This is a genomic window from Bradyrhizobium sp. 18BD (genome assembly GCF_054185225.1).
In genome coordinates this window covers 306,895-328,388 of the sequence record NZ_JAVAYL010000007.1, presented here as the reverse complement: position 1 = coordinate 328,388, position 21,494 = coordinate 306,895, and the positions used below count along the sequence as shown (strand labels likewise).

Below are 21,494 nucleotides of genomic sequence, written 5' to 3'. Positions count from 1 at the left end.
TCAAAAAGCCTGATCGCTGCTGCAATCTCAGCGATGGTCGGTTCCGGTATTCAACCATTGTGTGGGTCAGGAGAGCGCGGCCAAAGGTTCATGCGTCTCTCTCGTCTCGGACCGTGACAGGTCGTCGCGACCACGCGCCATGCAGAAACGCACTGTACACGGTCGCGTGACCTCCATAACCTCCGCGTCGCAATTGTTTTGGAGATGCGACGTGGCGAAGAAGACGGCGAGCAAGAAGAAAAGTGTTGCAAAGAAAGTAACGAAGACCTCGAGCAAGAAGAGCACTGTCCGCAAGGGCGCAGTCGCAAAGGCGGCGAAGAAAGCAACACCGCGCAAGCCGGTCACGGCGCGCCGTCCCAAGGGACCGATCTGGCAATGGTCCGCGGTCGACACTGCGGCTGCGATCCGCTCCGGCGCAATTTCAGCGGTCGAGACCATCGAAGCGCATCTGGAGCGGATGCGGGCCGTCAATCCCAGGCTGAACGCCGTCGTCGTCGATCTCAGCGAGGAAGCGCTGAAGGCTGCGCATGCGGCCGACAAGCAGCGCGCCAAGGGCGGCGCGCTCGGCCTGCTGCACGGCGTGCCCATCACTATCAAGGAGAACGTCGATTACGAGGGGCGCCCGAACTTCAACGGCGTGCCCGCCAACAAGGACTATATCGCACCGTCGGATTCGCCTGTCGTTCGCAACCTGAAAAAGTCCGGCGCGATCGTGATCGGGCTTACCAACACGCCGGAGTTTTCCTTCCGCGGCTTCACCGACAATCCGCTGCACGGACTGACGCTGAACCCATGGGATCCGAATATCACCTGCGGCGGCTCCTCCGGAGGCGCGGGTTCGGCGGTTGCCGCCGGTATCGGTACCATCGCCCATGGCAATGACATTGGCGGCTCGCTGCGCTGGCCGGCGCATTGCAATGGCGTCGCGACCATCAAGCCAACGCAAGGCCGCATCCCGGCCTTCAACGGCAGTGCAACGGCCGAGCGGCCGATGCTGGCGCATCTGATGTCGGCGCAGGGGCCGCTCGCCCGCCACGTCGCCGACGTTCGCCTTGCGCTGGAGGTGATGAGCCAGCGCGATCCGCGTGATCCCTGGTGGGTGCCGGCGCCGCTGGGCGGGCCGAAGCCGAAGGGACCGATCAAGGTTGCGCTGGCCAAGATTCCTGACGACATGGACGTCGATCCTCAGGTCGCCGCGGCGCTGCGCCAGGCCGCCGATCATCTCGAGCGTTCCGGCTATCGCGTCAGCGAGGTCGAGGTGCCCGACATCAACGGCGTCTGGCAGACCTGGTGCGACATCATCACCAACGAGACGATGGTGATGCAGGAGGCCGGGATGCTGAAGGTCACGTCCGAGGACTTCCACAAGGCGTGGAACGGCATGAAGACCAAAGCCAATGTGCTCGATCTCAAGGCCTGGATGCAGGCGACGGCGGCGCGCAACGGCCATATCCGCGCCTGGCAGCTGTTCTTCGAGGAATATCCGGTCGTGCTGGCACCGACCACGGTCGGGCCGACGCCGGGCCCGCGCGACGATACGGTCAGCGCCGAGCGCGTGCAGGAGGTGTTCTGGGGCGGGATGCGCTTCATCTCCGCCATCAACGTGCTGGGGCTGCCCGGCGCGGTGGTGCCGGTGTCCGTGCACGAGGGCCAGCCGATCGGCGTGCAGCTGATCACTGGGCGCTACCGCGAGGACCTCGCGCTCGATGCCGCGGCGGCGATCGAGAAACGCGCGGGCGTGCTCGCTCATCGGCTCTGGGAGACGATGGCCTGAAGCCGCGCTCCAGGGCTTCGCGCCTCTCGCGCGAAGCCCGCACGGCGAAGCCGATCAGTTGGTCAGATGCGAAGCCGCGATCGCCTTCTGGAACAGCGCATTCAGCGCGTCTGTGATGCTCGAATCGCTCGAGACCTCGTAGTAATAGCCCGACGTCGCGCAGGACTGCATCTTGGTCGCGATCGAGCTACGCCATGGCGCGATGTAGGTGTTGTACCAGCTGTTGTTGGTGATCGCGAGATAGGTGGTGTAAAGCACCGCGATCTTGACGCCGCGCGCCTTGATCGTGTCGCAGGTCGTCGTCGTCAGCGGCTCTTGGCACCGCCCCGACGAGGAGATCACGGTCTTGCTGCAGCTCGAGGGGTAGTAATAGTCGGCGACGCCATCCGAGACGAAGAACAGCCATTTCTGCGGCGAGGACGAGGAGCCGTCGCCGGGCGTCGGGATCGTGCCGTTCATTGAGGACAGGGTGCCGTCGAAATCCGTGCACATGTCGTTGTTGTAATTGGTGTAGGGGATCGTCATCAGGTCGACGGCGGAAACCGCCGTCTTCACCGAGGAGAGGCTCGATGTGAGCGCCGAGATCGTGGTCAGGCCCATCGAGGCGCAATCGCTGCCCATGGTGTAGACCGCCATGCGGTACTGGTTGCTGACGAGCTGGCTCGCGGTGGCCGTGTCCGTCAGCGACTGCGTCGCGTCACGCACGAGGTCGATCCGCATCTTGATGCCGAGCTTCTTCGCGATCGAGTAGTAGCTATTGGTCTGGAGCGTCTTCTTCGAGCTCGACGTGTAGGTGTCGTGACAGGCGAAAGCGCAGCTGTCGGACGTGGCATTCTGTAGCGCGGTCATGTCGGCGGTGGTTGCGCCAAGCCCTTGCGACGGCGAATTGTCAAGCAGCACGTAGAAGTCGATGTAGGACGGTAGCGAGGCCGCGGCGCTTGAGGTGGCCGAGACGCCGAGGGTCTTGTAGCCCACGATTCCCATGAAATAGGTCGTCACAGTCGTCGTCGCCGTTCCCGTGGCGGTCCGCGTGGTGACGCTGTCGGTCACGTTGATGTTGACCGAGGTCGTTGTCAGACCGAGCGCGGACATTTGGCCGGTGAAGGCGCTCGTGGCGTCAGTCTGCACAGTCGATGCGCTCTTCGTGATCTCGGCCTTGGCGGTGGCGACGAGCACGGCGGTGTCGAGCGCAGCCGCCAGCTTCACTTTCGCTCGGGCGGCGAGGGAGTAGTCGACGGCAGCGCCGACGAAGGATAGCAGCGGCACCAGCGCCAGTGCGAAGATGACGGCGATGTTGCCGCGTCGATCGGAGACAAAGTGCGAGAACAGGCGATGAGCATTCCTGGTTGCAGAGGTCAAGTAAACGCATCCCTAGAACGAAAACAATGCGCGGACGCTAGCACCGCGGAACTTACGCAAGGGTTGATCTCGATGTGAACATCCGTGTCCGTAATGTTGCGGAGCATGTCGCCGTCGAGAAGAAATCCCCTATAAAAATAGACGATTCCACGTATGAGTAATTCGGCGATCCCCGTAGTATTCCGGAGCGCGGCCCTCGCGTTTTCATATCGGTGCACTCAACATGCACGGATGCCGCGCTATGCAAGAGCGTGTCAGCTTCACGTCAGGGAAGGCGATATAGAGAATGATCGTTCGATCATCCCGCATGTCGACTGGTCGTAGCTCTTCGAGAATATCTCCGGCTTGATGCAGATCGCATGGGCATCGACCGAACATCGGAATCCGTCGCCTCACAATCCTGACGATGACATGGTCCGTGTTGTTGAAGATCGCGGCCGCGACGACGGCGATTCCTCTCCACCGCGCGCGAGGACACTTCGCGAAGCGAAGCTGGGTGGAGGTCATTGTCCGCGGACGCGGGCTGTATGTTTAGAGGGCTCCCTGCAGCGTGCTCGGGAACGCAATGACTCCGCCAAAGCGCAGGACTTCATTAATCCGATTTAACTCGAATTTTAGCCAATTCACCAACAACCGTTAGGGTTACTTCCTCGATGTCTAGGCGAATTATTGTCCGCTTTACCACCCGCCTCTAACAGAGGGGCGGCGGACAATGCACATGCCTCATACAGGCCAATAAGTGCGGCCCGCTCCACGCGGAGGTGGCACGATGCGCAACGAGACGATCGCTATTCACGCTGGCTACGAGCCCGAAGCTACCACGCACGCGGTTGCCGTGCCGATCTACCAGACCGCTGCTTACGCCTTCGACAGCGCCGACCACGGCGCGGCCCTCTTCAATCTCGAGGCGGAGGGTTTTCGCTACAGCCGCATCGCCAATCCGACCAGCGCGGTGCTGGAGAAGCGCATCGCTCAGCTCGAAGGCGGCGTCGGCGCGCTTGCGGTCGCGACCGGACAGGCGGCGCTGCATTTCGCTTTCGTCAACGTCGCCGACCATGGCGGCAACATCGTGTCCGTGCCGCAGCTCTACGGCACCACGCATACGCTGCTTTCCCATATCCTGCCGCGCCAGGGCATCACCGGCCGTTTCGCCGAGAGCGACGCGCCGGACGCGATCGCGAAGCTGATCGACGAGAACACCCGCGCCGTCTTCGCCGAGACCATCGGCAACCCCGCCGGCAATGTCTGCGATATCGAGGCGTTGGCGAAAATCGCCCATGCGCACGGCGCGCCGCTGATCGTCGACAACACGGTGGCAACGCCGATCCTGCTCAAGCCGTTCGATTACGGCGCCGACATCGCTGTGCACTCGCTGACCAAGTTCCTGGGCGGTCACGGCACCACGCTCGGCGGCGCCATCGTCGATTCCGGAAACTTCCCCTGGGCCAAGCACGCCGAGCGCTTCCCGGCATATAACAAGCCAGATGCCTCCTATCACGGCCTGGTCTATGCCGAGCGCTTCGGCAGGACCGCCTATATCGAGCGCGCCCGCAGCGTCTATCAGCGCACCATGGGTTCAGTGCTGTCGCCGTTCAACGCCTTCCTGCTGCTCCAGGGCATCGAGACCGTGGCGCTGCGGATGGAGCGCCATGTCGAGAACGCCCGCAAGGTCGCCGAATTCCTGCGCAACGACTCGCGCGTCGCCTGGGTCAACTACACCGGCTTCTCGGACAGCCCCTATTTTCAGCTGGTCCAGAAGTATCTCGACGGCAATGCGTCTTCGCTGTTCACCTTCGGCATCAAGGGCGGCATGGAAGCCGGCAAGACCTTCTACGATGCGCTGAAACTGATCACGCGCCTCGTCAATATCGGCGACGCCAAGTCGCTGGCCTGCCACCCGGCCTCGACCACGCACCGCCAGATGTCGGTGGAGCAGCAGCGCGCCGCCGGCGTGCTGCCGGAGACGATCCGGCTCTCGATCGGCATCGAGCATTCCGCCGACATTATCGAGGACATCGACCAGGCCTTGGAAAAAGCCTGTCCGTCGTCGCGCCTCCAGGCGGCGGAGTAGGCGACGTCCCCCGATGACGATCCTGATCGACAGGGATCATGGCATATCGAGCCCGGCACTGGTGCCGGGCGAGGGTGACCTCGCGCGCGACCGCAGCGAGCTGACCATCGGGCTCATCAACAACATGCCGGACCCGGCGCTGAAAGCGACCGAACGGCAGTTCATGAAGCTGCTCCAGGCTTCCGCGGGCCCGCGCCGCATCCGCTTCCACTGCTTCTCACTGCCGTCGGTGAAACGCTCGCCGGAAGCGAAATGGCGTGTCGAGAGCGAATATTCGGATCTCACGGATCTCAAGCGTCAGCGATTCGACGGGCTGATCGTGACCGGCGCCGAGCCGGTCGCGCCCGAACTCGACCAGGAACCGTACTGGCGTGATCTTACCGATCTGATCGATTGGGCGAAGGTCAACACACGCTCGACGATCTGGTCATGCCTCGCCGCGCATGCCGCGGTGCTGCATCTCGACGGCATCCAGCGGCGGCGCTTGCCGGCCAAATGTCACGGCATCTTCGACTGCGAAGCCGTGACGGGCGATCCATTAACGCACACCGCGCCCGCGCCGCTCAAGGTCTCGCATTCGCGCCTGAACGAGATTGTCGAGAGCGACCTCGTCCAGGCCGGCTACCAGGTCCTGACCCGTTCGGCCCAGGCCGGCGTCGACGTTTTCACCCGGCAATATGCCAGCCGCTTCGTATTCTTCCAGGGCCATCCGGAATATGACGCGCTGTCGCTTCAGCGCGAATATTTGCGCGACGTCGGCCGCTATCTCGCGCGCGAGCGCGGGAATTATCCGCTCCTGCCCGTGAGCTATTTTGACGCAGCTACGGAGGAGAAGCTGGCTCGCTTCGAGAAGCGGGCGCGGCACGAGCGCCATCCGGCGCTCAGCAACGACCTTCCTGCGCTGAATTTGCGCGCCGATATCGCCGCCGGCACGGCCGCAGCGGCACTATTCCGGAATTGGCTGCAATTTCTCGGCGCGGATGCCGATGCGTCGGTCCTGGCGCGCTAGGTTCCAATTAGGGCTAACGAAGTGCGAAGCTTGCTTCAAGCAACGCACGAATGCTTGATTGAGCGAATCGGGGCAAAGAGGAAGCGTGGTCGTGTGGTCGGCACTCCAGGGACGCGTGAGCAATCGGCTGGCCCGGCACTTCCGCGCCGCGCCGCACCGCTTGCCTGCGCATGCGCCGATGGTGAGCTTCACCTTCGATGACGCCCCCGACAGCGCCGCCGGCGAGGGCGCTTCGCTGCTCGAAACCCATGGCGGCCGCGGCACCTACTACATCGCCGGCAGCCTGATCGACCGGCCGTCGGATCACTGGCATGGCCTGTCGAGCGACGCGATCGTGCGGCTTCACCGTGCGGGGCACGAGATCGCCTGCCACACCTTTTCGCACCAGAGCGCGGTCAGTCTCGACGAGGCCGCCATGGCCCGCGAGATCGAGCGGAACCGCAGCCATTTTCGCAGCATCGATTCCTCGATCAGGCTCGAGAACTTCGCCTATCCCTATGGGATCGCCTCGTTCTGGCGGAAGCCGCAGCTTACCAAGGCGTTCCGTTCGGCGCGCGGCATCCTGCCGGGCGTCAATCGTGACGTCATCGATCTCCAGTTCCTGCGTGCCTCGCCGCTTGTGGACAGCGAGATCGACGCTGCCGGCGTCGATCGCTATTTCGACGAGGCGGTCGCGAGCGGCGGGTGGCTCATCTTCTACGGCCACGACGTCGTGAAGGCACCGAGCCCCTATGGCTGCACGCCACGCCTGATGCGCCACGCGCTGGAAGCCGCCGGCAAGCGCAATATGCCGATTGTGACGGTTGCCGAGGCGCTGGGGCGAATCGGGGCGTAATCCCTCTTTCTTCTCCCTGGAGCGGACGGCGGTGGTTTGCCGCGCGAACGGCCTTGTCACGCCCGCCCCAGCATGCGACTGGCCTTGTGACGAATCCCACGGCCCCCGGCACGCCCATGAACGCCCCTTCCACAGCTCCGCTGCCAGCGCCGGCCGATGGCCGCGACGCGCTGTCGGTGCTGCATTCGGTGTTCGGCCTGCCGGGTTTCCGCGGGGCGCAGGGCGAGATCATCCGGCACGTCACCGATGGGGGCAATTGCCTGGTGCTGATGCCGACCGGCGGCGGCAAGTCGCTGTGCTACCAATTGCCGTCGCTGCTGCGCGAAGGTTGCGGCATCGTGGTCTCGCCGCTGATCGCGCTGATGCGCGACCAGGTCGCCGGCTTGATCGAAGCCGGCGTCAACGCCGCCGCGCTGAATTCGTCGCTGTCGTTCCAGGAAGCCTCCGACATCGAGCGGCGCCTGGTCGCGGGCGATCTCGACCTGCTCTATGTCGCGCCGGAGCGGCTGGTCACGCCGCGCTGTATGTCGCTGCTGACGCAGGCCAAGGTGGCGCTGTTCGCGATCGACGAAGCGCATTGCGTCTCGCAATGGGGCCACGACTTCCGCCCGGAATATGTCGGCCTCTCCATCATCGCCGAGCGCTTTCCCGACGTGCCGCGCATCGCGCTGACCGCGACCGCCGACGAGCTGACGCGCAAGGAGATCGTCGAGCGCCTGCAGCTTGCCGATTCTCCGCAATTCGTCTCCAGCTTCGATCGCCCCAACATCCGCTACGAGATCGTCGACAAGCGCAATGCGGTGTCGCAGCTCAAGGAGTTCATCCGGGAGCGCCACGCGGGCGATGCCGGCGTGGTTTATTGTCTGTCGCGCAACCGGGTCGAGGAAGTCGCCGCCGCGCTCGACGAGGCCGGTATTGCGGCGTTGCCCTATCATGCCGGTCTCGACGGCAGCGTGCGGTCACGCAACCAGGACCGCTTCCTCAACGAGGACGGCATCGTCATCGTCGCGACCATCGCCTTCGGCATGGGCATCGACAAGCCCGACGTGCGCTTCGTCGCCCATCTCGATTTGCCCAAGAGCATCGAGGCTTATTACCAGGAGACCGGCCGCGCCGGCCGCGACGGCAAGCCGTCTGCGGCCTGGATGGCCTACGGCCTCTCCGACATCGTGCAGCAGCGCCGCATGATCGACGAATCCAGCGGCTCCGATGATTTCAAGCGCGTGTCGATCAGCAAGCTCGACGCGCTGGTCGGGCTTGCCGAGACCGCGCAGTGCAGGCGCAAGCGGCTGCTGGGCTATTTCGGCGAGACGGTGGAGGCGGAGAGTTGCGGCAATTGCGACAATTGCCTGACGCCGCCGAAGATGCGCGACGGCAAGGTGCTGGCGCAGAAGCTGCTGTCCTGCGCCTATCGCACCGGGCAACGCTTTGGCGCGATGCACCTGATCGACGTGCTGATCGGGCGCCTGACCGAGAAGGTCACGCAGTTCGGCCACGACAAATTATCCGTGTTCGGTATCGGGCGTGAGCTCAATGAGAAGCAGTGGCGCACCGTGCTGAGGCAGCTAGTGGCGATGGGCCATCTACAGAGCGACAGCGAAGCCTATGGCGCGCTGAAGCTGACGGAGACCGCGCGCGGCGTGTTGCGTGGGGAGACCGAGGTATGGCTGCGCGAGGAAGCACCCGGTACGCGCGTTCGCGCCAGTCGTGCCAAATCCCGCCGCGGCGATCTCGCGCCGGCGGACAGCACGCTGCAAGGTGACGTCGATCCCGAATTGCGCGCGCGGCTGCGTTCCTGGCGCTCGGATGTCGCGCGCGAGCGCGGCGTGCCGGCCTATGTCGTGCTGCACGATGCCACCATCGACGGCATCGTCCGTGCATGGCCGACGACGCTCGACGAACTGCGCAATGTGCCTGGTATCGGCGACAAGAAGCTCGAGCATTACGGCGAGGAGCTGCTGCAGATCGTCAGGACGCGGTAGGCGACCGCAGCTTTCGTAGCCCGGATGGAGCGAAGCGAAATCCGGGGCAGTCTTTCCGTACTGTGCGAGCCCCGGATTACGCTTCGCTCCATCCGGGCTACGAATTCATCTCCTCAGCCGTTCCGGAACGCGTAACCGTAGCCGTTGAGCGCCGGAGCGCCGCCGAGATGGGCGTAGAGAATCTTCGCCCCCTTCTCGAAATGGCCCTTCTGGGTCAGGTCGATCAGGCCCTGCATCGATTTGCCTTCATAGACAGGGTCGGTGATCATCGCTTCGAGCCGCGCGGTGAGGCGGATCGCTTCCTTGGTCTCTTCCGACGGCACGCCATAGGCGGGATAGGCGTAGTCCTCGATCAGCACGACGTCGTCTGCAACGATGTCCTTGCCGAGCTCGACGAGTTTTGCGGTGTTCTGCGCGATCGAGAGCACCTGCGCCTTGGTCTGCGCCGGCGTGAAGGAGGCGTCGATGCCGATCACCTTGCGTGCGCGGCCGTCGGCGGCAAAGCCGACCAGCATGCCGGCATGGGTCGAGCCGGTGACGGTGCAGACGATGATGTAGTCGAACTTGAAGCCGAGCTCCTTCTCCTGCTTGCGCACTTCCTCGGCGAAGCCGACATAGCCGAGCCCGCCGTATTTGTGCACGGACGCGCCGGCGGGGATCGCGTAGGGCTTGCCGCCCTCCGCCTTCACTTCCTCGATCGCCTGCTCCCAGCTCTTGCGGATGCCGATGTCGAAGCCGTCGTCGACGAGGCGCACGTCCGCGCCCATGATGCGCGACAGCATGATGTTGCCGACGCGGTCATAGACGGCGTCCTCGTGCGGCACCCAGGCTTCCTGCACCAGGCGGCACTTCATGCCGATCTTTGCGGCCACGGCGGCGATCATGCGGGTGTGGTTGGACTGCACGCCGCCGATCGAGACCAGGGTGTCGGCGTTCGAGGCGATCGCATCGGGAATGATGTATTCGAGCTTGCGCAGCTTGTTGCCGCCATAGGCGAGGCCGGAATTGCAGTCCTCACGCTTGGCGTAGATCTCGACATTGCCGCCGAGGTGCTTTGACAGCCGATCCAGCTTCTCGATGGGCGTCGGCCCGAAGGTCAGCGGATAGCGCGCGAATTTTTCCAGCATGGTCAGATCATCCCGATTGGCGTTGGTGCTGGCGCTTGCCTAGCACCGGCCCGGAAAAATGTGCTCTCGAATATTGCGTCCATATTGCGCTCGTTCTTGCGTAGATGGTGCCGTTGGCTAATATTTCTTCCAAATGTTTCAGGTTTAACGGAAGCTTCTTCCATGGCCTCCCGGCTCGATCGCACCGACCTTAAGATATTGAGACTGCTGCAAAATAATGGGCGGCTCAGCAATGCCGAGCTGGCCGAAACGGTCGCAATCAGCCCCGCCACCTGCCACCGCCGCACCCAGCGCCTGTTCGAGGACGGCTTTATCGCCGCCGTCCGCGCTATGGTCGCCCCCAAAAAGGTGGCGAAGGGCACGCTGGTCATGGTTGGCGTCGTGCTCGACCGCTCGACGCCGGAGAGCTTCGCCATCTTCGAGCAGGCGATCGCCAAGCTGAAATTCGTGCTCGACTGCCACCTCGTCGCCGGTGACTTCGACTATTTCCTGAAGATCCGCGTCGGCGACATGGAGGATTTCAACCGCATCCACGGCGAGCAGCTCATCGCGCTGCCTGGCGTGCGCCAGACACGCACCTTCTTCGTGATGAAGGAGGTTGTGGACAACGCGCCGCTGGAGTTTTGAGTCATAGCGGTTTCCAGCGAAGTGGAAACCGGTTCGCGTCATGAAAACGCGTCAAACAATAGTCCAGCGCTATTGATGCGCGATCCGCATCATGAGAGATTCGACTGATGCAGACATTCCCTTTCCGCCACTCCAATCCGGCCGGGCCGGCCTATCGGCGCGGCTGGGTGGATGAGGCCGTGGCCGCGATCGAGGCCGACCAGTGCCGGACCGCCGATACGCATCTGATCCGGCTGATCGTGCCCGCGCTGTCAGGCATCGACATCTATCTCAAGGACGAATCCACGCATCCGACCGGTAGCCTGAAGCATCGCCTGGCGCGCTCGCTGTTCCTCTACGCGCTCTGCAACGGCCACATCCGCGAAGGCACTCCCGTAGTCGAGGCGTCCTCGGGATCGACCGCAGTGTCGGAGGCCTATTTTGCGCAGATGATCGGCGTGCCCTTCTACGCCGTGATGCCGCGCACGACCTCGGCGGAGAAGATCGCCGCGATCGAGCATTATGGCGGCAACTGCCATCTGATCGACGACGGCCGCGCGCTTTATGCGGAAGCGGCCGCGCTCGCCAGTCGCCTGAACGGCCACTACATGGACCAGTTCACCTTCGCCGAGCGCGCCACCGACTGGCGCGGCAACAACAACATCGCCGAATCGATCTTCACGCAATTGGCGGGCGAGCCGCGATCGATTCCGGACTGGATCGTGATGGGCGCGGGCACCGGCGGCACGTCGGCCACCATCGGACGCTATCTGCGCTATCGCCAGTATCCGACGCGGCTGTGCGTCGCCGATGTCGAGCATTCCGCTTTCTTCGATTGCTTCTGCTCGCAGGATCGCTCCCATGTTTGCGACTGTCCATCGCTGATCGAGGGCGTTGGCCGGCCGCGCTGCGAGCCGTCCTTCGTGCCCGGCGTGGTCGATCGCATGATGAAGATACCGGATGCGGCAACGATTGCGGCGATGAACGTGCTGTCGCGCCGGCTGCGCCGCGCCGTCGGCGGCTCGACCGGCACCAACTTCCTGGCGCTGTGCCGCCTCGCATCGGAGATGCGACAGGCGAACGTAGCGGGATCGCTGGTGACGCTGATCTGCGATTCCGGCGAGCGATACCGGCAGACCTATTACGAGCCCGCATGGTTGAAGGCGCGCGGCCTCGATCCGGCACCGTTCGAGGCGGCTCTGTCGTCGTTCCTCGAGACCGGGCAGCCATTGGCGTTCGCTGTCGCCGACGTCGTCAATCCGCAGGGCGCGCGAAGCGCCGAGGCGTCATAGCTGACGTCTGCCTGGCATTTGCGAAATGGCACGGTCGTCACGGCAACTTCACTTGCCTTGCACACGCATGCAGGTGACGGTTGCGAATTCTCAACGAGGAGATCCTGCCGTGCGCCTTCCCATTCTCGATCCGAAAGACTTGAGTGCCGAGCAGAAGCCGCTCTATGACGACATGCAGGCCGGCATCAAGGACCACTTCAAGGGCTTCGTGAACATGCGCGATGACGGCGCGCTGCTCGGGCCATGGAACCCCTGGATCCGCGAGCCGCGCTTCGGCGGACCGGTGTGGGAGCTGGTCAAGGCGGTTGCATCGAACCCGCTGCTGCCCGCGCCGGTGCGCGAGGTCGCGATCCTCGTCACCGGCTCGCATTTCCGCTCGGGCTACGAGCTCTATGCCCATGTGCTGGTGGCCGAGCAGCGCGGCCTCTCCGACGAGAAACTCGCGACCATCGTCGCCGGCCAGCGGCCGGTGGATCTCACCAAGGAGGAGGCGGTCGCCTACGACATGGCCTCGGCCCTGGTGAGTGGTGGCGTGCTGCCCGAGTTGACGTATCGGGCCGCAGTGAAGCAGTTCGGCGAGCACGGTGCAGCCGAGCTGTCCTATCTCGTCGGCGTCTATTGCATGGTCTCGGTCACGCTCAACACGTTCGACGTGCCGGTGCCTGATTAAGCTGGCGTTCTTGTTTGAGCATGATCTTTCGGAAAACCGCTGCACATTTTTCCGGATCATGCTCTAGTTGCGCACGGCGTAGAGCGGCGTCCGCAACGTCACTTGGTAGGACGGTTTCGGCATCCACGCGATCTGCGCGGTGATGCCGAACAGGCGGTTGTCGTTGTCGTCCATGCGGTCGAGGTCGAGGCGCAGGATCGGCTGGGTGAAGGACTCCGCCAGTGTCCGGCCGGCGACTTGCGCGCCGCCGAAGGACTGCATGCCGAGGCGCCCGGTGAATTTCCAGTTGCTCGGCCATTGGTAGTAGCCGCCGGCATAGAGGATCGTGTTCGGCCGGATACTGGCGAACGGGCTGGCGATGGTGGTGTAGGTATACTGCATGCCGGCCAGCCAACCGCGCGTCTCGTCCTCGTCGAGCGCGTAGTCGAATTCCAGGATGTTGTTGAACGAATTCGTCATGCCCGGCTCGTTCGGCACCGACTGCGTCAGGGTCGATTGCAGCGTAATGGTCGGGATTTTTCCGCCGTTCTGCTGATAAAGATCGGCCTGCACGCCGATGTTCCAACTCGTGATATCGAAGGACGACCAGCCACCGCCGATATCCGTGGTCGAGCCCGACACGCCGCCATAGAGCGAGACGCGATCGCTGACGTCGACGGTCAGCGGCAGGTCGACGGCGATCGATTTTGCCGCCGGCAGGCCATTCGGCAGCGTCGAGCCCCGGCGCGCTGCCAATGCTTCGAACGCGGCCGATAAAGATGTGTTGCCGAAGCCGAGCCCGAGTGTGCCGGCGGGAATCGCCGCATAGATCGTGCGAAGATCGAGATAGATGTTCGGCACGGCGGGCTTTGCGGGTTCGTTCTCCTCATCGTCGGCAGCGAAAGCTGTGCCTGCCGACATCGCCAGGCACAGCAGCCCCATCGCGGCAGCGCGCAAAGCCTGACGATGCGATGGGTTGTGATGGGACACGTGACAATCCGACGCGTGGCGATTTGGTGGCGAAACCGCTGTTAGATGGAACGTGATCGCACTTGGGGTCAAGCGCTATCCGTAAACGATGGACTGTACGGGTGTGCGCGGTTACCTTGCCGTGATTGCACTGACACATTCGCCGGCGAGAGTGCAGGCCGGACATGGGAAGGACAACAGTCATGAACACCTCGCGCCGCGTCCTGCTCACGGGTCTGGCTGGGCTCGCTGTTGCTCCGACTGCCGTGGCTGCCGCCGTGCCTTCGGCCGAGCCTGGCGATGTGACGGTCGCCGAAGAGCGCTTCGCGCGCACGATTGCAGCGGCGCATGCGCCTGATGTCACCTGCGCGCGGCAGGCCGAGCGTTACGCGGATGCGCATTGGCCTGAATATGTCGTGGCAGCGAGGGCCGTGCTTGACGCGCGCGTCTGATTCGCGCCTTCATTTTTCCACCGCGCGCCGCACCTGCTCGCCGATCTGCGACAGCACGAGTTGCGCCTGCGGCAGGATTGCGCCCATGGCGTGGAAATTGTGGACCATGCCGTCGTGGCAGACATGCTCGACCGCGACACCTGCGGCGAGCAGCTTGCGTGCATAGGCGTTGCCTTCGTCGCGCATCGGATCGTATTCGGCGGTGTGGATGATCGCGGTCGGCAGGTCGCCAAGCCGGGTCGCGCGCAGGGGCGAGATGCGGGGATCGGCGGCGTCCAGTCCTTCGGGCAGATAATCGGCGAGGTCGGCCTCGATCGTGACGCGGTCAATCAGATGGCCTTCGGCGAACTCCTGGCGCGAAGGGGAGGTCTCCTCGAAGTCCAGCACGGGGCAGATCAGGCATTGCGCGACGATCGAAAGACCGGCGCTCCGCGTGGCCTCCTGGCACACGATCGCAGCCAGCGTAGCGCCGGCAGAATCGCCGCCGACCACGAGACGTTCCGCGTCGATGCCGAGCGACGGACCTTGCCGCGCCACCCATTCGGTGGCGGCGCTCGCGTCGTCGACGGCGGCGGGATATTTGTGCTCGGGCGCGAGCCGGTAATCGACCGAGACAAGGCGGCATCCCGTCACATGCGCCAGGGCCGCCGCGATGCGGTCGTGCGTTGCAATGCTGCCGGCGACCAGCCCGCCACCATGGAAGAACACGAAGCCCGGCGCGCGTTCGCCCGCACTCGAGTGCGAATAGAGGCGGTAGGGCAGCTCGCCGCCGGGGCCGGGAAGGGTGCCGTCGGAGGCGGTCACGTCGGGCGCCTCTGCGCGCGCGAACTGCATCAGCTTGGCCAGCGATTGCCGCCGTGCCTCCACGCTCGGCCGGCTCCGCGTCTGCGGCGCCGCCGCAGCCATCATGGTCAACAAACGCTTTGCGAGCGGATCGAGCGGCATGGGAAACTCCGTGACGTGCCCAGTATAACTGGTTTGGACGCGATGTGGTCCTGCCCTCCCCAGGAGGGTGTCGAGTCCCCGCAGCAAATCGTTTAGAAATTGGGACAATAGTATCCGGATATTTTTCCAGGGAGGCCGGTCATGACCGAGATCAAGAAGCCCATCGAATATTCGCCGAGCTGGACCTTCTTCGAGGGCAAATGGCACGACGGCAATGTGCCGATCATGGGCCCGCGCACGCATGCGGCCTGGCTCGGCTCGGTCGTGTTCGACGGCGCGCGCGCGTTCGAGGGCGTCGCGCCCGATCTCGATCGTCACGTTGCCCGCGCCAATCAATCCGCGATCAATTTTGGTCTGAAGCCGGTGGTGGATGCGGACACATGGCTGACGCTTGCAACCGAAGGCATCGCGCGCTTCGGAGCGAATGCCGAGCTCTACATCCGTCCAATGTACTGGGCACAGAACGGCTCGGGCGGTGGCGTGCTGTTCGACCCCGAGACCACCAATTGGTGCCTGTGCATCTACGAGGCGCCGATGCCGAAACCGGTCGGCAACGCGATCACGCTGTCGCCGTTCCGCAGGCCCACTGCCGAATGCGCGCCGGTGGAGGCCAAGGCCGCCTGCCTCTATCCGAACAATTCGCGCGCGCTCGCGGAAGCCGCCTCCCGCGGCTTCCAGAACGCGCTGATGCTCGACATGCTCGGCAACGTCGCGGAGTTCGGCAATTCCAACGTGTTCATGGCCAAGGACGGTGTGGTTTTCACGCCGGTGCCGAACGGCACCTTCCTCAACGGCATCACGCGCCAGCGCGTCATCAGCCTGCTCCGCGCCGACGGCGTCACCGTGGTCGAGAAGACGCTGCGCTATGCCGACTTCCTCGCCGCCGACGAGATCTTTTCAACGGGCAATTTTGCGAAAGTCGCGCCGGTGATTCGCATCGATCAGCGCGAGCTCAAGGCGGGCCCGCTCTACACCAAAGCGCGAAAGCTCTATTGGGACTTTGCGCATGCGGTGAAGCTGGCGGCGTAGCCGTCAGCCCCTCCGTCATTGCGAGCGCAGAGTCTTTCCGCTTCGCCTCGCTCGCAATGACGAGTTTGTGGAGCGTGCGGTGCTCTTATGAGCCCCGCCGTCTAAACCGGCTGAACTGAAACGCCTGCGTCGAATGCCACGGCGTGTGGTGCATCTCCCTCCGCGTCTCGACCAGCTCGAACTCCGGCCCAAGCTCGGCCGCAAGGCTCGCGCTGTCGTGCCGCTGCACCGGCAGGCCGCTGCATTTCTCCGGACCGTCGAGCGCAAACGTTGCGATGATGACGTGGCCGCCCGGCGCAACAGCCGACCGCAGGCGCTCGACATACGCTGCTCGGTCGCGCGGATCAGTCAGGAAGTGAAATGCCGCGCGATCGTGCCAGACATCGTAGATCTTGGCCGGCTGCCATGCCGTGGCATCGGCGACGATCCAGTCGACCGCTGATGCGGCCTGGCCTAGTCGCTTCTTCGCAGCGTCAAGCGCCTTGGCGGAGAGATCCAGCACCGCGATATCGCGATATCCGTCCTGGAGCAGCGCATCGACCAGCCGGGAAACCCCGCCGCCGATATCGATGATGGCCGCGCGATGATCCGGGTTGGCCGCACGGATCATGTCGAGCGAGATCGCCGGGCTGCCCTGAAACCAGCTGACTTCGGCCTCACCCTTGGTGGCGTAGACGTTGTCCCAATGGGTGGTGCGGTCGGACATCGCGCGCTCCGTACGTGTCGAACCGTCATCCCCGCGCAACGGCTTCGCCGTTGCGCGGGGATGACGGGGTCAAAGCTGATCGGGAAGAAATGGTAGCGGCGCGCAAAATTGCCAATCGCGCGTCCGCCACATGCGGACGCGCCGGTCTGCGTGAAAGACCTACTCGTCCTTCTTCGACATCCGCTCGAGGCGTTCCTGCATTTCCTTCATCTGCTGGCGCAGATCGTCGATGTTGCTGTCCTTCGGCGCCTCGGCGTTTGCATCGGGCTCCGGCTCCGGAGTGCCCGAGCGTGCCTGCGGCGCAAACGGCTTGAACATCGAGAAGGTCTGCTGGAACAGCTCCATGTTGCGCCGGACCTGTTCTTCCAGCGGCGCGAAGGGCGTGCCGGAGAGCGTGTTGGCGATCTGCTTGCGGAACTTCTCCTGCTCCTGGGTCAGCGTCGCGATCGACTGCTCCAGATATTTCGGCACCACCATCTGCATGCTGTCGCCGTAGAAGCGGATCAGCTGGCGCAGGAAGGTGGTCGGCAGGAGGTTCTGGCCGGCCTTGTTCTCCTGCTCGAAGATGATCTGGGCGAGCACGGAGCGGGTGATGTCGTCGCCAGTCTTGGCGTCATAGACCAGGAAATCTTCACCGTCCTTGACCATGGCGGCGAGGTCTTCAAGCGTCACGTAGGTGCTCGTTCCGGTGTTATAGAGCCGGCGGTTCGCGTATTTCTTGATCGTGGTGGGTTGGTCTGATTTCGCCATGGGCTCTCACTTGCAAAACGCTGAGAACGGGAACCCGACGGGCTATGCCGCAGGGCGGGAAGAGTACGCAACGCAACAAAATAAGCATTTTCAAAGGGCTCACGCTACCGTTTTGTGCGGCACGGTTAATTGCAGAGCAAAATCTTGCTTGCGAAAACGCCAAGAACGCTATTTTGAATGCGCTGCGGCATGGATTCGGTCATCGTCCGATTGACATGCCGCAACGACGTTAACAGGATGCCGGACGAGACTGACGGGCCATTTCCCAACGCCCGCCTGCCCCTTTTCAGAAACTCAAGCCCCAGGAGATGCCCATGTCAGACGATGTCGTCATCGTCAGCGCCGCCCGCACCCCGGTCGGAAGCTTCAACGGAGCCTTCGCGACCCTTCCCGCCCACGATCTCGGCGCCATCGCCATCAAGGCGGCGCTGGAGCGCGGTGGCATCGAGCCCGGCCGGGTCTCGGAAGTCATCATGGGCCAGATCCTAACCGCGGCTCAGGGCCAGAACCCCGCCCGCCAGGCCTCGATCCTGGCCGGCATCCCGGTGGAGAGCCCGGCCTGGGGCGTCAACCAGCTTTGCGGCTCGGGCCTGCGCACGGTCGCGCTCGGCTACCAGGCGCTGCTCAACGGCGATTCCGAGATCGTGGTCGCCGGCGGCCAGGAGTCCATGAGCATGGCTCCGCACGCCCAGCATCTGCGCGGCGGCGTCAAGATGGGCGGCCTCGAACTGGTGGACACCATGATCAAGGACGGCCTGTGGGATGCCTTCAACGGCTACCACATGGGCAACACCGCCGAGAACGTCGCGCGGCAGTGGCAGATCACCCGCGCCCAGCAGGACGAGTTCGCGGTCGCCTCACAGCAGAAGGCCGAAGCGGCCCAGAAGGCCGGCAAGTTCAACGACGAGATCGTCCCCGTCACCATCAAGACCCGCAAGGGCGACATCGTCGTCAGCGCCGACGAATATCCGCGTCATGGTGCCACGCTCGACGCGATGGCGAAGCTCAAGCCCGCCTTCGAGAAGGACGGCACGGTTACCGCGGGTTCGGCCTCGGGCATCAATGACGGCGCTGCCGCCGTGGTGCTGATGACGGCCAAGCAGGCCGCCAAGGAAGGCAAGAAGCCGCTGGCCCGCATCGTGTCCTGGGCGCAGGCCGGCGTCGATCCGAAGATCATGGGCTCGGGCCCGATCCCGGCCTCGCGCGCCGCGCTGAAGAAGGCCGGCTGGAGCGTCGGCGATCTCGACCTGGTCGAGGCCAACGAGGCCTTCGCGGCGCAGGCTTGTGCCGTCAACAAGGACCTCGGCTGGGACACCTCGAAGGTCAACGTCAACGGTGGCGCGATCGCGATCGGCCATCCGGTCGGCGCTTCCGGCGCACGCGTGCTGGTGACCTTGTTGCACGAGATGCAGAAGCGCGATGCGAAGAAGGGCCTTGCCACGCTGTGCATCGGCGGCGGCATGGGCATTGCGATGTGTCTGGCGCGCGACTGAAAGTAGCTGACGCGTAACTGACGTTGTCAGTTGCGCGTGCGCTGCACACAGACAGAGTGCGTTGCACGCGACTAAAAAGGCAGCGGTTGCAAATCAAATATTCTTCGCAACCATACAAGCCTCGACTAAATACAAACGCCCGGCTCAACGCCGGGCGTTTTGTTCTTGATGTCCGTCAAACCAACCGCATAATCCACCGTTAAAAAAAGATCACCGAGAACGTCCGAAGAGTCCAAGGGAAGGAAGCTTGATATGGCACGAGTTGCACTGGTCACGGGTGGTACGCGGGGCATTGGTGCTGCGATCAGCAAGGCGCTGAAGGCGGCGGGCTATAAGGTCGCGGCGAGCTATGCCGGCAACGATGCGGCGGCGGAGAAATTCAAGGCCGAGACCGGCATCGCCGTCTACAAATGGGACGTCAGCAATTTCGACGCCTGCGCCGAGGGCGTGAAGAAGGTCGAGGCCGATCTCGGACCGGTCGAAGTGCTGGTCAACAATGCCGGCATCACCCGCGACACCGCCTTCCACAAGATGACGCTGGAGCAGTGGAACGCCGTCATCAACACCAATCTCGGCTCGCTGTTCAACATGACGCGCCCGGTGATCGAAGGCATGCGTGCACGCAAGTTCGGTCGCATCATCTCGATCTCGTCGATCAACGGCCAGAAGGGGCAGTTCGGCCAGGTCAATTATTCCGCGGCGAAGGCCGGCGATATCGGCTTCACCAAGGCGCTCGCGCTCGAGAACGCCAAAGGCGGCATCACAGTTAACGCGATCTGCCCCGGCTACATCAACACCGAGATGGTGCAGGCGGTGCCGAAGGACGTCCTGGAGAAGAACGTGATCCCGCAGATCCCGGTCAGCCGGCTCGGCGAGCCGGAAGAAATTGCGCGCGCGGTCGTGTTCCTCGCGGCGGACGAGGCCGGCTTCATCACGGGATCGACCATGACCATCAATGGCGGCCAGTATCAGGCCTGATACGGTGCCAGGCCTTTGATCCAAATGCCTGTAGCCTCGGGCACGACAAGGCGATAGTGAAGACGAAAATGCCCGGCCTCGCGCCGGGCATTAACGTCCTCAGAGCCTTTTGATCGATGACCCCGCGCACAGCCACCCTGATCGGATTGACCGCGATCTTGATGTGGTCGCTGCTTTCAGTGATGACGGTGGCGACCGGAAAGATTCCGGCGTTTCAGCTCGCCGCGATGACTTTTGCGATCGGCGGTTTCGTCGGACTTCTGACCTGGATCGGCCCCGGCGATGCGGCGAAAAGCCTGCGTCAGCCACTGGTGGTGTGGATCGTCGGTGTCGGCGGCCTGTTCGGCTATCACGCGCTGTACTTCCTCGCGCTGCGCTTTGCGCCGCCGGCCGAAGCTGGCCTTCTGAATTACATGTGGCCGCTGCTGATCGTGCTGTTCTCGTCCTTCCTGCCGGGCGAGCGCCTTGCCGTGCATCACATCATCGGCGCCGTGCTCGGCCTCGTCGGCACCGTGCTGCTGTTTGCCGGCAGCACGACCGGCTTTGCGCCCGGTCAGGTGCCGGGATTGATCGCGGCCTTCATCGCGGCGTTCGTCTGGGCGGCCTATTCGGTGCTGTCGCGCCGGTTGAATGCGGTGCCGACCGATGCGGTCGCGGGCTTCTGCCTTGCAACGGCAGTGCTGGCCACGCTCATGCATGGCCTGCTCGAAACCACGGTGTGGCCGGAAACCAGCCTGCAATGGCTCGCGGTGGCCGCGCTCGGCATTGGCCCGGTCGGTGCTGCCTTCTACGCCTGGGACATCGGCATGAAGCGCGGCGACATCCGCGTGCTCGGTGCCGCCTCCTACGCGACGCCGCTGCTCTCGACCGGCTTCCTTGTCGCTGCGGGCTTTGCCAAGGCCAGCGCCAACATCGCCATCGCCGCGATCCTGATCGCCGGCGGCGGGCTGATCGCGGCGAAGGACATGGTCTGGAGGAAAAAATGAAGTCATTCCGGGTTCGATGCTCTGCATCGCCCCGGAATGACAGCTTCGCCTACGGCTCCCAGCCTTTCGGCGCGAGCTCGAACTTGGCGAACTCGAATGCAGGCGCGACTGTGCATCCGACCAGTGTCCATTCGCCGGTGGTCTCCGCGGTCTGCCACGCATGCGCCGGCACGATGGCCTGCGGACGCTCCCCGTTCAGCAGATCTGTGCCGAGCCGTACCTCGTGCTGCGAGCAGCCGTCATGTGCGATGCGCAGCGTCAGCGGGCCGCCGGCATAATAGTGCCAGATCTCTACCGCATCGATGCGATGCCAGTGCGAGCGTTCACCGCGTGCGAGCAGGAAATAGATCAGGGTCGAGCGAGAGCGCCCGTTGGCGTCCGTGGTCTGGTCGCGAAACGTCTCGCGGTAGTGACCGCCTTCGGGATGCGGCCTGAGCTCGAGGCGCGCGATGATCTCGGCTGCGGTCGGCATTGGTCCTCGT

20 protein-coding genes are annotated in these 21,494 nt (G+C 63.9%); 13 read left to right on the top strand and 7 right to left on the bottom strand.

All coding sequences use genetic code 11. The features are described 5' to 3' along the window. The first annotated feature begins 211 nt into the window (after positions 1-211). Positions 212-1,774: an amidase family protein gene (locus tag RAD16_RS15880; RefSeq protein ID WP_458158813.1), complete on the top strand. Its 1,563-nt coding sequence runs from the start codon at positions 212-214 to the stop codon at positions 1,772-1,774. A 54-nt stretch (positions 1,775-1,828) separates the two neighbouring features. Here RAD16_RS15880 and RAD16_RS15875 read toward each other — a convergent pair whose 3' ends face one another. Beyond that, on the bottom strand, positions 1,829-3,133 hold the full coding sequence (locus tag RAD16_RS15875) for a TadE/TadG family type IV pilus assembly protein (protein WP_458158812.1): 1,305 nt from the start codon (positions 3,131-3,133) through the stop codon (positions 1,829-1,831). 769 nt (positions 3,134-3,902) lie between these two features. On the opposite strand from RAD16_RS15875, the gene RAD16_RS15870 reads away from it, so the two are divergent. The 4 genes from RAD16_RS15870 (at position 3,903) to recQ (ending at position 9,030) form a co-directional block, all read left to right on the top strand. After that, complete coding sequence (locus RAD16_RS15870; RefSeq protein WP_458158811.1) at positions 3,903-5,204, top strand: O-acetylhomoserine aminocarboxypropyltransferase/cysteine synthase family protein; 1,302 nt, start codon at positions 3,903-3,905, stop codon at positions 5,202-5,204. Positions 5,205-5,217: 13 nt separating this feature from the next. Then, entirely contained in the window at positions 5,218-6,213 is a 996-nt protein-coding gene (gene metA, locus RAD16_RS15865; protein ID WP_458158810.1) for a homoserine O-succinyltransferase MetA, read from the top strand. 91 nt (positions 6,214-6,304) lie between these two features. Next, on the top strand, positions 6,305-7,048 hold the full coding sequence (locus tag RAD16_RS15860) for a polysaccharide deacetylase family protein (RefSeq protein WP_458158809.1): 744 nt from the start codon (positions 6,305-6,307) through the stop codon (positions 7,046-7,048). A 116-nt stretch (positions 7,049-7,164) separates the two neighbouring features. Further along, positions 7,165-9,030 (top strand): DNA helicase RecQ, encoded by a 1,866-nt coding sequence (gene recQ, locus RAD16_RS15855; protein ID WP_458158808.1) that lies wholly within the window; start codon positions 7,165-7,167, stop codon positions 9,028-9,030. Positions 9,031-9,143: 113 nt separating this feature from the next. Here recQ and RAD16_RS15850 read toward each other — a convergent pair whose 3' ends face one another. Beyond that, positions 9,144-10,157, bottom strand: coding sequence for a 1-aminocyclopropane-1-carboxylate deaminase (locus tag RAD16_RS15850; protein WP_458158807.1), 1,014 nt, complete (start codon positions 10,155-10,157; stop codon positions 9,144-9,146). 162 nt (positions 10,158-10,319) lie between these two features. Between RAD16_RS15850 and RAD16_RS15845 the strand changes: the two genes are divergently transcribed. From RAD16_RS15845 to RAD16_RS15835, 3 genes are all read left to right on the top strand, one after another. Next, positions 10,320-10,784: an Lrp/AsnC family transcriptional regulator gene (locus tag RAD16_RS15845; RefSeq protein WP_326896488.1), complete on the top strand. Its 465-nt coding sequence runs from the start codon at positions 10,320-10,322 to the stop codon at positions 10,782-10,784. Positions 10,785-10,891: 107 nt separating this feature from the next. Further along, complete coding sequence (locus RAD16_RS15840; RefSeq protein WP_458158806.1) at positions 10,892-12,055, top strand: PLP-dependent cysteine synthase family protein; 1,164 nt, start codon at positions 10,892-10,894, stop codon at positions 12,053-12,055. A 109-nt stretch (positions 12,056-12,164) separates the two neighbouring features. Continuing rightward, positions 12,165-12,725 carry a carboxymuconolactone decarboxylase family protein gene (locus tag RAD16_RS15835; protein WP_458158805.1) on the top strand — a complete coding sequence of 187 codons (561 nt, stop codon included), beginning with the start codon at positions 12,165-12,167 and terminating at the stop codon, positions 12,723-12,725. A gap of 63 nt (positions 12,726-12,788) precedes the next feature. On the opposite strand, the gene RAD16_RS15830 is transcribed toward RAD16_RS15835, so the two are convergent. After that, positions 12,789-13,661, bottom strand: coding sequence for a hypothetical protein (locus tag RAD16_RS15830; RefSeq protein ID WP_458158839.1), 873 nt, complete (start codon positions 13,659-13,661; stop codon positions 12,789-12,791). A gap of 215 nt (positions 13,662-13,876) precedes the next feature. Between RAD16_RS15830 and RAD16_RS15825 the strand changes: the two genes are divergently transcribed. Next, positions 13,877-14,125: a hypothetical protein gene (locus tag RAD16_RS15825; protein WP_458158804.1), complete on the top strand. Its 249-nt coding sequence runs from the start codon at positions 13,877-13,879 to the stop codon at positions 14,123-14,125. Between the two features lie 9 nt (positions 14,126-14,134). On the opposite strand, the gene RAD16_RS15820 is transcribed toward RAD16_RS15825, so the two are convergent. Further along, positions 14,135-15,070 carry an alpha/beta hydrolase gene (locus tag RAD16_RS15820; protein WP_458158803.1) on the bottom strand — a complete coding sequence of 312 codons (936 nt, stop codon included), beginning with the start codon at positions 15,068-15,070 and terminating at the stop codon, positions 14,135-14,137. 141 nt (positions 15,071-15,211) lie between these two features. Between RAD16_RS15820 and RAD16_RS15815 the strand changes: the two genes are divergently transcribed. Continuing rightward, positions 15,212-16,099, top strand: coding sequence for a branched-chain amino acid aminotransferase (locus tag RAD16_RS15815; protein WP_458158802.1), 888 nt, complete (start codon positions 15,212-15,214; stop codon positions 16,097-16,099). Between the two features lie 85 nt (positions 16,100-16,184). On the opposite strand, the gene RAD16_RS15810 is transcribed toward RAD16_RS15815, so the two are convergent. Beyond that, the gene (locus RAD16_RS15810; RefSeq protein ID WP_458158801.1) at positions 16,185-16,805 is read right to left on the bottom strand and encodes a class I SAM-dependent methyltransferase; all 621 of its coding nucleotides are present in this window, start codon (positions 16,803-16,805) and stop codon (positions 16,185-16,187) included. A gap of 159 nt (positions 16,806-16,964) precedes the next feature. Further along, positions 16,965-17,555: a polyhydroxyalkanoate synthesis repressor PhaR gene (phaR, locus tag RAD16_RS15805; RefSeq protein WP_458158800.1), complete on the bottom strand. Its 591-nt coding sequence runs from the start codon at positions 17,553-17,555 to the stop codon at positions 16,965-16,967. Between the two features lie 314 nt (positions 17,556-17,869). Between phaR and RAD16_RS15800 the strand changes: the two genes are divergently transcribed. From RAD16_RS15800 to yddG, 3 genes are all read left to right on the top strand, one after another. Next, positions 17,870-19,048 (top strand): acetyl-CoA C-acetyltransferase, encoded by a 1,179-nt coding sequence (locus RAD16_RS15800; RefSeq protein WP_458158799.1) that lies wholly within the window; start codon positions 17,870-17,872, stop codon positions 19,046-19,048. 252 nt (positions 19,049-19,300) lie between these two features. After that, the gene (gene phbB, locus RAD16_RS15795; protein WP_458158798.1) at positions 19,301-20,026 is read left to right on the top strand and encodes an acetoacetyl-CoA reductase; all 726 of its coding nucleotides are present in this window, start codon (positions 19,301-19,303) and stop codon (positions 20,024-20,026) included. 116 nt (positions 20,027-20,142) lie between these two features. Further along, complete coding sequence (gene yddG / locus RAD16_RS15790; protein ID WP_458158797.1) at positions 20,143-21,012, top strand: aromatic amino acid exporter YddG; 870 nt, start codon at positions 20,143-20,145, stop codon at positions 21,010-21,012. A gap of 49 nt (positions 21,013-21,061) precedes the next feature. Here yddG and RAD16_RS15785 read toward each other — a convergent pair whose 3' ends face one another. Next, complete coding sequence (locus tag RAD16_RS15785) at positions 21,062-21,484, bottom strand: cupin domain-containing protein (protein WP_458158796.1); 423 nt, start codon at positions 21,482-21,484, stop codon at positions 21,062-21,064. Between the last annotated feature and the right edge of the window lie 10 nt (positions 21,485-21,494).